This is a genomic window from Nocardioides ginsengisegetis (assembly GCF_014138045.1).
In the GTDB taxonomy this organism is placed as follows: domain Bacteria; phylum Actinomycetota; class Actinomycetes; order Propionibacteriales; family Nocardioidaceae; genus Nocardioides; species Nocardioides ginsengisegetis.
In genome coordinates, this window is record NZ_JACGXA010000001.1 from 1,056,505 (window position 1) to 1,068,608 (window position 12,104).

Consider the following 12,104-nt stretch of genomic DNA (forward strand, 5'->3'; position numbering starts at 1 on the left):
CGGGCCGTCGGCATGTTGAATCGGTAGTTATGGACACATGAGTCGGTACTTGTGGTCACCCGGGCCCGCGGCGATGGTCAGAACTCCCGATTGGGGTGGTCGCAAGTCCCGATTCAACCCCCGCTCGGGTCAGAAGGCCCCCGCGCCGTTGGGGGTCCCGAGCCCGGTCGGCCCGTCCCAGCCGGTCCGGGCGGTGCACCACTGCGTCGTGGGGCAGGAGCCGTTGCTGCCGCTGGTCACGTCGAACAGGTTGCCCGCGTGGCTGTAGGGGATCGCGTTGGCATAGCCGGCCGTGTTGCCGGACAGCGCGTAGACCGCCGCGATGATCGGGGCGGACTCGCTGGTGCCGCCGAACTGGCCCCAGGTCGAGCCGTTCCTGCTGGTCGGGTAGTAGACCGCCAGGCCACCCTTGCCCGGGTCAGCCGCGGCGGCCACGTCGGCCATCGCGCGCCGCGTGCAGCCGGTGTCGAAGGTCGAGGCCGCGGCCAGCGCCGCGTTGTACGACGAGCAGCCCGAGCCCGCGCCGCTCCAGACGCTCTCGGACCATCCACGGGCGCTGGAGTCCTTGACCAGCGACGTGCCGCCGACGGCGGTGACGTACGACGAGGACGCGGGGTAGCTGCCGCCCCGGTAGCCGCTGTCGCCGGTCGAGGCGGTCACCGCGATGCCCGGGTGGTTGTAGTAGGCGCCGTACGTCGCGTCCGCGGCGTCGCCGCCGCCGTAGCTGTTCGAGATCGCCACGACGCCCGGCTGGTTGGACGCCGTGACGACAGCGGCGCCGAGGTTGGCGAAGGAGTTCGTCCTCGCCTGGACGACGAGGATCTTGCAGTCGGGGCAGGCCGCCGAGACCGCGTCGACGTCGAGCGCCTGCTCCTGTGCCCATCCGACGTCGAGGCGCGGGAGGGCCGTGCCGCCGGTCTGGTCGATGATGCGCAGGCAGCCGTTGGCCCGCGTGCAGGGCGGGAGACCGAACTGGCTGCGGTAGGTCGCCAGGTCGCGCTCGAGGTTGGGATAGCCGAAGGCGTCCACGATCGCGACGGTGCGGCCGCCCGAGGTGAGGCCGGTGAGCTTGTAGGCCTCCTTGAGCTCGGCCGGGTCGAGGCCGCTGGCCGGCGGCGAGGTCGACGCCGGGTAGGCGCCCTTGCTGTCCACGAGGACCTTGGCGTGGCAGTTCGCCTCGCCCGTGCCGAGCGTCGCGGTGCACACGCGCACGGCGTGCAGGCGCCCGCCCGCGCCGTGGCCGGGCGTCGCCGTGGCGGACGCGGCGGACAGGGCGCCGAGCCCCGACGCCACCAGGAGGAGGGCCGCGGCTCCCGCGGCTCGGGTCGTCCAGGGCTTGCTCACGTGGTGCTCCTCCGGTCGTCGTCCCGGGTCAGGCAGGAGTGCCCGCCGACACGGGTCTGGAACCTGCAACTGTGAGCCGCCCGCGGGCGGAAGTGAATACCGCGACCGGGCGATGCGAGGCCGCACACGACGTGCGTGGTCGTCGTCGCGCCTCCTGACCGCGCGCCGTACGACGTCTTCGGGACGGCGCCCGGTCTGGTCGTCCAGACCGCCGTCAGTCGACCGGCGGACCGTCGCCGTACGTCGGCTCCACCACCAGCCCGACGGGCGGGACGGTGACGGTGCGGGCGCCGGGCCTGCCGCCGATCACGACCTCGCGGAACGAGGTGTTGTTGGTGGTGTCCGACTCGACGAGCCGGTCGTCGGGGTTGGCGATGACCGTCACGTAGTAGGTGCCGTTGGGCAGGCCCTTGAGGTCGAACGACTGGCCGGCGCGGAACTGGCCGTAGGTGTCGCCCCAGCCCGACGCGAGCACCTCGCGGATCGACAGCGACCCGAGGTCGCCGCAGGCGGTGGAGAGGTCGGTGTTCTCGGGGTTCCAGCTGGCGCCGGGCACGGTCTGGTCGACGGCGTCGGTGTTGGCCAGGCAGAACGCCTCCTTGCGGGACCGGACCGCCTCGGTGTGGTCGGCGCGCAGCAGCACGTAGCGGGCGAAGTCCTCGAAGTGCCAGTGCTGGTGGGTGGGGCGCGGATCCCAGTGCATCTGCCCGACCTGCTGGTAGCCGGTCTGGTTGCCGTCGGCGTCGAAGAAGTACTGGTAGGCATCCATCAGGTCCTCGCCCTCGCGGCGGAACCCGTCGACGACGAGCGGGCTGTCGCCGCCGTTCCACACGGTGGCGGAGAAGTTCAGGTAGTTGCCGTTGCGCGCCATCTGGATGCCCCACGCGGGCAGTGCGCGCAGGTCGGGCGTCGGGCCCGCCTGCTGGCCGCCGGTCACGCCGGACGGGCGGTGCGCCGCGGGCCGCGCGGTGGGGGAGACCCGGCGACCGACGGAGGGCGCGTCGCCGTTCTCCACGGTCAGGGCGATCGTGCGGGTCGCGGCGTCGCCGGTGAGCCCCAGCGGGGCGGCGTACGCCGGGTTGATCGTCGCGGTGACGGTGTAGCTCCCGGGGGCGAGCTTCAGTGGCCGCTCCTGCTGGAGGAACGGCGCCGCCCAGCCGGCCTGGATGCCCTGCACCGAGCCGAGGGAGTAGGGGTTGTACCAGCAGCCACGGGGGTACGGCGACCGCGGCGGCGCGTCCGGCCGCACCCGCTCGGACCACCCGTTGAGGCAGGCCTTCCGGGTGACCGAGCGGGCCGGGTCGCCGTTGGCCGGGGTGATGGTGAGCGTGACGAACCGCCGGATGCTGTTGAAGTCCTTCATCGCCCCGTCGGGCAGCGCCACGTCGCCCGAGGGGCCGCGCCGCACGGTGTGGATCAGCTGGTCGTAGGCGGGACGGGTCGACCACAGCTCGAGGGGAGCGTCGCCGGCGATCAGCTTCAGGCCGAGGTCGGTGAAGGCGTGCTTGTCGTAGGCCGTGACCGTGAGGGACGCAGGCGCCCACAGGGTGACCGCCGGGGCCGGTTCGGGCGCGGGAGCGGCGGCGGCGGAGCCCGACCCGAGGCTTGCGGCGGCCAGCCCGAGCGCGGCGAGGACGGCGGTGACGAGGGGAGCGCGGGGAGTGCGGCGACGGGGGTGCACGGGCGTGTCCTTCACGGAGGAGTGGATGCCCCGAGTGGGTCCGGGTGAGCGTAGGACGCGCGAACGGCCCGGACGGTTGCCTGCCGGCCGAGACACGCGGGGGACTGGTCCGGTCGGGTGATTACGCTCGCAGCATGAGCACCCAGCAGGACGTCCTGGACGCCGCCGCCCGGGCCCGCGCGGCCAGCCACGGGCTGGCGCTCGCGACGCGGGCGCGCAAGGACGCCGCCCTGCTCGCGATGGCCGACGCGCTGCTCGCCGCCGAGGCCGACCTGCTCGCCGCCAACGCCGAGGACGTGGCCCGCGCCGAGGCCGGCGGCACCCCGCCCAACATCGTCGACCGGCTGCGCCTCACCCCCGACCGGCTGGCGGGGATGGCCCAGGGCCTGCGCGACGTCGCCGGCCTGCCCGACCCCGTCGGCGAGGTCGTCCGGGGCTCCACGCTGGCCAACGGCCTCGAGCTCCGCCAGGTCCGGGTGCCCTTCGGCGTGGTCGGGATGATCTACGAGGCCCGCCCCAACGTGACCGCCGACGCCGCCGGCATCTGCCTGAAGTCCGGCAACGCGGTGCTGCTCCGCGGCAGCTCCAGCGCCCGGTCCAGCAACGCCGCCATCGTGGCGGTCCTGCGCGACGCCGCCGTCGGCCAGGGCCTCGACGCCGACGTCGTCCAGCTCGTCCCCGGCGACTCCCACGACTCGGTCAAGGCCCTGATGCGGGCCCGCGGCCTCGTCGACGTGCTGATCCCGCGCGGCGGCGCCTCCCTGATCCGCAGCGTCGTGGAGGAGTCGACGGTGCCCGTGATCGAGACCGGCGTCGGCAACTGCCACGTCTACGTCGACCGCGCCGCCGACCTCGACAAGGCCCTCGCGGTCGTCCTCAACGCCAAGACCCACCGCACGAGCGTCTGCAACGCGGCCGAGTCGCTGCTCGTGCACGCGGAGGTGGCCGACGCGTTCCTGCCGCGGGTGGTGGCGGCCCTCCAGGAGGCCGGCGTCACCCTCCACGGCGACGACTCCTTCACGGCGTACGACGGCGTGCTGGCCGCCACCGACGAGGACTACGCCCAGGAGTACCTCTCCCTCGACATCTCCGCGCGCGTCGTGCCCGACCTCGACGAGGCCATCGCGCACATCCGGCGCTTCTCCAGCCAGCACTCCGACGCGATCCTCACCGAGGACCAGGCGGCCGCCCGCCGGTTCGTGGCCAAGGTCGACTCGGCCGCGGTGCTCGTCAACGCCTCGACCCGCTTCACCGACGGCGGCGAGTTCGGCTTCGGCGCCGAGATCGGGATCAGCACCCAGAAGCTGCACGCGCGCGGCCCCATGGGGCTGCCCGAGATGACCTCGACGAAGTACGTCGTGACCGGCGACGGCCACGTGCGCTGAGCCCGTGCCACCCCCCGGCGCGGGCCCGGTAGGCTGTCCCGCATGAATCACTGGGTTGTGGGCGGCATCGCCCTGGGCATCCTCATCTTCATGATGGCCGGACTTCTGATGTTCGGCGCGGGGCGCGAGCACAGCTGAGCACGCCAGCGCGCCGCGTCGGGGTCATGGGCGGCACCTTCGACCCCATCCACCATGGCCACCTCGTGGCGGCCTCGGAGGTGCAGGCGTGGTTCGACCTCGACGAGGTCGTCTTCGTCCCCACGGGGGATCCGTGGCAGAAGTCCGACCGCGAGGTCTCACCGGCCGAGGACCGCTACCTGATGACGGTCATCGCGACCGCGTCCAACCCGCGGTTCAACGTCTCCCGGGTCGACATCGACCGCGAGGGACCGACGTACACCATCGACACGCTCCGCGACCTCAAGGCCGCGATGCCGGACGCCGAGCTGTACTTCATCACCGGCGCGGACGCGCTCGCCGACATCTTCACCTGGCGCAACGCCGAGGAGCTCTTCGCGCTCGCGCAGTTCGTCGGCTGCACCCGCCCCGGCTACACGATGGACCCCGCGACGCTTGGGTCGATCCCGGCCGAGCGTGTGACCATGGTCGAGATCCCCGCGCTGGCGATCTCGTCGACCGACTGTCGCGAGCGCAAGCGCCGCGGCGAACCCGTCTGGTACCTCGTGCCCGACGGCGTGGTCCAGTACCTCGCCAAGCACGACCTGTACCCCCAGAAGTCCGACCAGTCCGGAGACCCACACGCATGACCGCCACCGACCACGCCCTCGAGCTCGTGCACGCCGCCGCCCGCGCGGCGTCGGAGAAGCTCGCCCAGCAGATCATCGCCTTCGACGTGAGCGAGCAGCTCGCGATCACCGACGCGTTCGTGCTGGCCTCGGCCACCAACGACCGCCAGGTCAAGGCGATCGTCGACGAGGTGGAGGACAAGCTCCGCGAGATCGGCGCCAAGCCGATCCGTCGCGAGGGCGAGCGCGACGGTCGCTGGGTGCTCATCGACTACGGCGAGATCGTCGTGCACGTCCAGCACGAGGAGGAGCGCCAGTTCTACGCCCTCGAGCGGCTGTGGCGCGACTGCCCGGCCATCGAGCTGCCCGCCGACGTGGTGTCCCACCAGCGCTGATCCGATGACCGGACGCCGCCTCGTCCTGCTCCGTCACGGGCAGACCGCGTGGAACCTCGAGGGCCGCGCCCAGGGCCACACCGACGTCTCCCTCGACGAGACCGGCCACGCGCAGGCCGCCGCGGCGGCGCCGTACCTCGGCGGCTACGGCGCGGTGGCGCTGTGGTCCAGCGACCTGCGGAGAGCGCGCCAGACGGCGTCGTACGTCGAGCTGGCCACCGGCCTGGTGGCCCGCACCGACCCGCGCCTGCGTGAGTTCGACGTGGGGGAGCGGTCCGGGCTGACCGTGGCGGAGTTCGCCGCGCGCTTCCCCGAGGCGCACGCGCTGTGGTCCGCCGGCCACGTGACCGGCCACGTGCCGGGCGCGGAGTCCGTCGCGGACGTCCAGGCTCGGATGGTGCCCGCGCTCATGGAAAAGCTCGCGGAGCTCGGCACGGGGCAGACCGGCATCGTGGTCTCGCACGGCGCCGCCATCAACGTCACCGTGCAGAGCATCCTCGGCGTGCCCGAGGACGCCGACGGCGACCTGATGCCCATGGAGAACTGCGGCTGGGCCACGCTGACCGAGCACCGCAGCGGTCGGCTGCGGCTGTCGTCGTACAACGAGACGGTCCACACCGGCCTGTTGCCCCCGGAGGGGACCCCCGATTTCACATCGGATGCCCCTTCTGGCTAGTATTCCTGCTCGTTGCCGACGCGGAGACGCGAAGGAAACAGTTGGGGCTGTGGCGCAGCTGGTAGCGCATCTGCATGGCATGCAGAGGGTCAGGGGTTCGAGTCCCCTCAGCTCCACACACGAAGAAAGGGCCCGGCAAGCGCCAAGCGCTTGCCGGGCCCTTTCGCGTGTGTGCTCGGCGATCGCCGCGGCGCACCGCAACCCCAGCGAACGTCAGGCGGGGTGAGCCCCGGAAGCGATCACCGCAGCGGCGTGACCATCCCCACGACGGTGCCGACGATGCTGAAGCTCGTGCCGTCCGGTGCCGTGGCGCCGCCGGAGAAGCTGCAACTGGTCGTGGCACCCGGGTTCTTCGCCGAGCTCCCCTTGCTGGCCGGCGGGTCGGTCTCCTGGTCGAGGATGTGGCCCTGCGCGTCCTTGACGGTGAACGTGATCGCGCCGAACGAGACCGGGATCAGCACGGCGTTGCTGCCCAGGTCGTGCGCCGGGGTGAAGTTGCCGTCGCCGTTCGAGACCCCCGAGTAGGTGTGGCCGTTGTTGCAGACGATGTGCAGCGGGAGTGCGTTCTTCGCGTTCACCGGGTCCGCACTGGCGACACCTGCCGAGGTGGCGACCAGGGTGGCGGCGGCGAAGCCCACGGCCGCGAGTCGTGTCTTGAGCATGTCCATGTCCTCCGTATCAGCTCCACGAGATGCCGCTTCGCGAGGGGACTCGGGTGCGGCGCAACGACCCTCAGCATGTGACGGCCGGGAGCCGGGCGATACATCTGAAGTGGGTAACCCGGTGGGGCAGGCCCCGACAGGACCTCTCACTGGGTGCCCCATTTCCCGGATGATCGAGGCCCGCGAGAAGCGCACTCTCGTGCCCAAGAGCGCGCCATGCCCTCAGCTGGAACCGACAGAGTCCACCGGTGGCTGGCTGATGTACGTCGCCTCTGAGAGGGGTGGCCCTGCTCAAGGATTCGTGAGTGCGTCGTCACCGGCGCCCACACATCTCGATTCCGCAAGTCGTCACGCTTCGAGACTTGCCCGCGCACGCCCCTGCCGTCGCGGTGCCTACTTGCTGTGGCGAGCGGTCCACTCCTGAGCAAGGAGTTCCGATCCGCGCCGGCGCAACTGACGCACGGTCTCGTGGCGCTTCTCCTCGCGCGCCTCCGCAGCTTGCCTTGACTTCCGGCCCTGCTTCTCGGCGACGTCACGGACGCGGGCCGGCTCGGCGACGCGCGTACCGTCTTGGATGCACCAGTCGACCCCAGAGACCGATGCGCGTGCATACAACCAGCCGAGCACGACGGAAACGCACACCGGGCAGTACTCCCCGTACTCAGGACGTGGGAAGCGATCATTGCGAATGCCCGCCATCGACGCGACACAGGGGCGCACACCAGCGGGGTGTTCCAGCGCGGCCGCTGGCCCCTCTCCCGGGCCGATCAGCCACACTTCCGAGTTGCTCAGCCTGACCACCTCGGCGTACGCGTGCGCAGGGCCGGTTAGCGTCGGCTCCGCGAGCGGCTCGGGGACTGACCGTCCGGGGGCGGGCGGCTCGATGTCGACGTCGTCCCAGTACAGCTCCGCGAGATCACCGGGTAGGTCGCTGGGTTCACACTGCAGCCATCTCCCGCTAACGGTCCGCCACTCGATGTCGGTGAGTTCTTCCCCGAAGATTTCGTAGGCCTCGCACGACGCGCGTGCGGCAGCGACGCACACCGGACAGAACTCAAGGCTGCCTCTGTCGGCCAGCAGAACGGGGTCGGACCTGGGGGACAGGTCGGCGCGGCACAGCCGAGGCCCGCCCTCGGGGTATCTGAACGTCGTGTCGTGCAGGTCGAAGTCGACGGCGTGAAGCACTTCATGCCGGTCGCGGGACTGGGCCACGGTCGACACAGCCTCCTCGTTCAGTGGGTGGTCGCGTGCAAGGCAAGGAAACCACGCCGCAGCGTTCCCACGGGTCGACCTCGGCGAACAACCTCGCCATGGCGTACCGAACGTGGGCGCAGGCGTCTGCGCCTTAACACCGAATCAGCACACTCGCGTGAACGCACGCTATGCCGCATAGCGTGCACATGGGCGCGCGCGGATGGCTTGCCGACCACACGAGCTAACTACGGCAAGCAATCCGCCCGTTGCCCCTCTCGAGTCGTTGTGACTCAGTCTCCCGGCAGGCTTGCGTCGCCGTACCGTGTTCCCGTGTCCGCCGACCCGTTCGTCCTGGCCTCACGCGTTATCACGCAGCAAGTCCGCCACCTCACGGGCCTGCTCAAGCAAGCCAACGGCCTTGCTGACAGACCGCCCGAAGGCACGCCGGCACGCGCAGACTTCGACCACATCAACAACCACAAGCGGAAGATGGACCTGCTCGGCCTCCGCTGGTGGGCACACAAGGGCGCCATTCTCAACCTTTCGTCCGGTGCGGAACACGTGCGGGGCTTGATGGCGATCGTCGTCTCCGACCAGTTGATGCCGCTGTCCGCGATGACGCTCGGCAGAGCTATCTACGAGGCTTCGTTCAACACGTTCTGGCTCATCCAGCCCGACGTCAGCACCGAGCAGCGCATCGCACGGTGGGCCGGCAGGCTTCTGCACGACAGTCAGGCGCCACCGAACGCTCTCGACAGCTTCGGAGAGGTCAACGCCGCGGAGGGCGAGAAAGAGCGGGTCCTCGAGGGACGCGGCCTGGGTCAGAAGTTGATGAGGCAGGCTGGCATTGAGCTGAGACTGAAGGGTGGCGATCGCAGCGAAGAGACGCGGCTCGTCACGTATCAGGGCGAGGCGTCGCTGCTGACACCAAAGGTGACGGACCAAGTGGCTCGGTTCACCCCGAATCAGCAGTCGCTGTGGCCCCTGTTCTCCGGAGCAGCACACAGCCGAGGATGGCTGGTGGAAGGTCTCGAGGGTGACGCGGCAACGATCTGGTCGTCGGTGTTGGTGCCGTTGCTCGACGTGTCTGACGCGCTGGTAATCGAGGTGTGCGCGTACTTCGGCATGGACGCGCGCCCGACGATTGAACGGACCCACCTGCACCGCCGGACGATGCTGGCGCAGGCACTACCCCTTAAACAGGGGATGCGTGCCGGCTGGGACGCGTACCGGAAGGCTGGCGGGGCACCAACTTTGCCGAAGCGGTGACGGGTGACCGCACGCTCCTATGCCGCGAATTGCGCGCGCTCGCAGACGCACGCCACTGCCGCGATCGGCGCGGTCCTGCCGATGAGCGGGCGTGCGGAACCACCAACAGGCAGAGTGCGTCCCATGCCGATGTCGGTGTCGCTGCGATTGTCCGTGGCCCTTGTTGCTTGCTCGTTGCTCAGCGCTTGCTCGGGTGCGGATGAGGGCGGCGACTGCACCAGCCACTACGAACCAGTAGCGAGTGCAAACACCTGGTCTGGCTTGAAGAAGCGATGCTGGCGAATGAGGATTGGGGTCGCGGCGCGTCGTTGCGGACCCAAGCGCGTGGCCAAGAAGCCGACGTTGGGCCGGGGGACCAAGAAGTCGTGCGCGTCATGGACTTGCTCAATCGCAGAGGGCGACGCTCGGTACAGGTCGACGTGTGGCGCACCGATGGGGCGTGGCGAGCAGGCGCGTGGAGTCAGTGCATTGACTGACGTTGCGAAGTCCAGGTGCTGGCACCTGACTGACTCTCGGCAAACGTCTGGTTCTGCCGCACTCCGCGTGGTCAGGCCGCGGCTGGGAGTGCGCGCCGGGAGCCTGAACACGCGACAGGTGGCGCAGGGACCGCATGGGACGCACCCAGTCAGAGCCTCGCGAGGAGCTCCAGCACCCGCGACGTCACGACACCCATCGCGTCCGCGTCGTACGCCGCCAGCGAGCTGTCGGTGAAGAGGTGCACGTTGCCGGGGTAGGTGAAGACCTCGATGTCCGAGCGCGTCGACGCGACGGCACGGGCGGCGTCCAGGTCGCCCTCCTCGGCGAAGAACGGGTCGGCGTCCATGCCGTGCACCTGCGCGGGCACCCCTTCGGGCCAGGGCTGGATCCACTCGGGTCCGACGAAGGACTCGAGCAGGATCCCGGCGGCGGTGGAGGTGCTCGCCAGCCGCTGGGCCTGTCCGGCGCCGAAGGACGTGCCGCCGAGGACGACCTCGGCCGGCAGCGAGGCGACGGCCTTGTCGGCACGCTCGTCGAGTGCCCCCTCGGGCTGGGCGCGCACGTAGGCGATCCCGTCCTCGATGCTGGCGAACGTCTGCCCCTCGAAGAGGTCGGGCGTGTGCACGGTGTGTCCCGCGGCCCTCAGCTCGTCGGCGAACGCGACGATCCCGGGCGTCAGCCCCTGCACGTGGTGGAAGAACACGACCTCAGCCATGACGGACCTCTCTGTGTGGCATCCCCCGTGGACGCCGGTGGCACCACCCTAGGCAGCGTTCCGGTCGGATCCGTTCCGGAACTGGGGGGAAGGTCAAGAAATCACCTGGAGGTCGTCCCAGTCCACCTCGGCGGTGCGGCGTTCGTACTCGGCGACCAGGCCGGGCCAGTTGGTGGTGATCCGCCCGCCGTCGACGTACCAGCTCTGGCACGAGGACCACGCGCTGGTCGCCAACCGGTGCTGCATCTCGGCGTCGAAGCGCTCCAGCGTGGCAGGGTGCGCGGCCACGAGACGGGCGTCCCCGTCGGCGATCCGGCGCGCGACCTGGGCGACGTAGCCGGCCTGCGCCTCCATCATCGCGATGATCGAGCTGCCGCCGAGGTTGGTGTTGGGGCCGTAGATGCAGAACAGGTTGGGGAAGCCGGGCACCGTGATGCCGAGGTGGGCCCGGGCGCCGTCGACCCACTCCTGGTGCAGGTCCCGGCCGCCGACGCCCCGCACGTCGATCCCGTCGAGGAAGCGGGTCGCGGCGAAGCCGGTGCCCCAGATCAGCACGTCGGCCTCGTGCAGGGTGCCGTCGGCGCTCCGGACCCCGCCGGGCTCGATGCCGGTCACCTTCTCGGTGACGACGTCGACGTGGTCGCGGGAGAGCGCGGGGTACCAGTCGTTGGAGAAGAGCAGCCGCTTGCAGCCGATCGGGTAGTCCGGCACGAGCTTCGCGCGCAGCGCCGGGTCGGGCACCTGGCGGCGCAGCTGGAGCTTCCAGGACGCGCGGATCGCGCCGACGAAAGCCCGGCTGTAGCGGGAGTCCTCGCCGAGCGCCCGGTTGAGCCGGTCGCCGATCCAGTAGACGAAGGAACGCTCGGCCTGCTGGGTGCGCGGGAAGCGGCGGAAGAGCGCGTGGTGCCGCTCGCGGTACTCCTGGTCGGGCTTCGGGACGACGTACGGCGCACTCCGCTGGAAGACCGTCATCGAGGCGACCCGGTCCACGATGCCGGGGACGAACTGGATCGCGCTGGCCCCCGTGCCGATCACCGCGACCCGCTTGCCGGTCAGGTCGACGTCGTGGCGCCAGTGCGCCGAGTGGAACGCCGGCCCCGCGAACGTCTCGGCCCCCGCGACGTCGGGCACCACCGGGTTGGAGAGCTGGCCGACCGCGGACACCACGATCTCGGCGTCGTACGTCGATCCGTCGTGGCCGGTGAGCCGCCAGAAGCCGGCCGCCTCCTCGAGGACCGCGGAGACCACGTCGACGCCGGTGCGGACGTGCTCGAGCAGCCCCTCGTCGGCGGCCGTCCGGCGCAGGTAGTCGAGGATGTCCGGCTGCTCGGCGTAGCGCCGGTGCCAGGCGGGGTTGGGCGCCCACGACCAGGAGTAGAGCGGCGACGGGACGTCGCAGGCCGCGCCCGGGTAGGTGTTGTCGCGCCACACCCCGCCCACCGTGTCGGCCCGCTCGAGGACGGTGATGTCGGTGATGCCCTGCTCGCGGAGGGCGCGCGCGGCGCCCAGCCCGCCGAAGCCGGCACCGATGACGACTGCTCGGGGGTGAGTCACAAACGA

At 70.8% G+C, this 12,104-nt stretch carries 10 protein-coding genes, 1 tRNA gene and 1 pseudogene; 6 read left to right on the top strand and 6 right to left on the bottom strand.

Going from position 1 to position 12,104, the window contains the following annotated elements; genetic code table 11:
• Positions 1-129: 129 nt before the first annotated feature.
• Positions 130-1,344 (bottom strand): S53 family peptidase, encoded by a 1,215-nt coding sequence (locus tag FB382_RS04940; protein ID WP_182537295.1) that lies wholly within the window; start codon positions 1,342-1,344, stop codon positions 130-132.
• 214 nt (positions 1,345-1,558) lie between these two features.
• Positions 1,559-3,040 carry a lysyl oxidase family protein gene (locus tag FB382_RS22790; RefSeq protein WP_182537297.1) on the bottom strand — a complete coding sequence of 494 codons (1,482 nt, stop codon included), beginning with the start codon at positions 3,038-3,040 and terminating at the stop codon, positions 1,559-1,561.
• Positions 3,041-3,159: 119 nt separating this feature from the next.
• Between FB382_RS22790 and FB382_RS04950 the strand changes: the two genes are divergently transcribed.
• The 5 genes from FB382_RS04950 to FB382_RS04970 all read left to right on the top strand — a co-directional run bounded on the left by FB382_RS04950 (position 3,160) and on the right by FB382_RS04970 (position 6,343).
• Positions 3,160-4,410, top strand: coding sequence for a glutamate-5-semialdehyde dehydrogenase (locus FB382_RS04950; protein ID WP_182537299.1), 1,251 nt, complete (start codon positions 3,160-3,162; stop codon positions 4,408-4,410).
• A 134-nt stretch (positions 4,411-4,544) separates the two neighbouring features.
• Entirely contained in the window at positions 4,545-5,177 is a 633-nt protein-coding gene (gene nadD / locus FB382_RS04955) for a nicotinate-nucleotide adenylyltransferase (RefSeq protein ID WP_125035419.1), read from the top strand.
• Entirely contained in the window at positions 5,174-5,551 is a 378-nt protein-coding gene (gene rsfS / locus FB382_RS04960; RefSeq protein WP_125035420.1) for a ribosome silencing factor, read from the top strand. Before nadD ends, rsfS begins: the two co-directional genes overlap by 4 nt.
• Positions 5,552-5,555: 4 nt before the next feature.
• Positions 5,556-6,227 (top strand): histidine phosphatase family protein, encoded by a 672-nt coding sequence (locus tag FB382_RS04965; RefSeq protein WP_182537301.1) that lies wholly within the window; start codon positions 5,556-5,558, stop codon positions 6,225-6,227.
• 43 nt (positions 6,228-6,270) lie between these two features.
• Positions 6,271-6,343 (top strand) — tRNA-Ala (locus FB382_RS04970).
• A 123-nt stretch (positions 6,344-6,466) separates the two neighbouring features.
• Here FB382_RS04970 and FB382_RS04975 read toward each other — a convergent pair.
• Entirely contained in the window at positions 6,467-6,889 is a 423-nt protein-coding gene (locus FB382_RS04975; RefSeq protein WP_182537303.1) for a hypothetical protein, read from the bottom strand.
• A 393-nt stretch (positions 6,890-7,282) separates the two neighbouring features.
• On the bottom strand, positions 7,283-8,110 hold the full coding sequence (locus FB382_RS04980; RefSeq protein WP_182537305.1) for a hypothetical protein: 828 nt from the start codon (positions 8,108-8,110) through the stop codon (positions 7,283-7,285).
• A 303-nt stretch (positions 8,111-8,413) separates the two neighbouring features.
• On the opposite strand from FB382_RS04980, the gene FB382_RS04985 reads away from it, so the two are divergent.
• Positions 8,414-9,352, top strand: coding sequence for a hypothetical protein (locus tag FB382_RS04985; protein ID WP_182537307.1), 939 nt, complete (start codon positions 8,414-8,416; stop codon positions 9,350-9,352).
• 625 nt (positions 9,353-9,977) lie between these two features.
• On the opposite strand, the pseudogene FB382_RS04990 reads toward FB382_RS04985, so the two are convergent.
• Both FB382_RS04990 and FB382_RS04995 read right to left on the bottom strand, forming a co-directional pair.
• Positions 9,978-10,565 (bottom strand): annotated as a pseudogene (locus tag FB382_RS04990) (dienelactone hydrolase family protein); the annotation flags it as partial.
• A gap of 72 nt (positions 10,566-10,637) precedes the next feature.
• Positions 10,638-12,098: an NAD(P)-binding domain-containing protein gene (locus FB382_RS04995; protein WP_182537311.1), complete on the bottom strand. Its 1,461-nt coding sequence runs from the start codon at positions 12,096-12,098 to the stop codon at positions 10,638-10,640.
• Positions 12,099-12,104 lie beyond the last annotated feature (6 nt).

What these genes read in the sequence shown, in the direction of transcription:
- FB382_RS04975 (WP_182537303.1), bottom strand. Translation starts at nt 6,889, where the DNA reads ATGCTCAAGACACGACTCGCGGCCGTGGGCTTCGCCGCCGCCACCCTG.
- FB382_RS04950 (WP_182537299.1), top strand. Translation starts at nt 3,160, where the DNA reads ATGAGCACCCAGCAGGACGTCCTGGACGCCGCCGCCCGGGCCCGCGCG.
- FB382_RS04965 (WP_182537301.1), top strand. Translation starts at nt 5,556, where the DNA reads ATGACCGGACGCCGCCTCGTCCTGCTCCGTCACGGGCAGACCGCGTGG.
- rsfS (WP_125035420.1), top strand. Translation starts at nt 5,174, where the DNA reads ATGACCGCCACCGACCACGCCCTCGAGCTCGTGCACGCCGCCGCCCGC.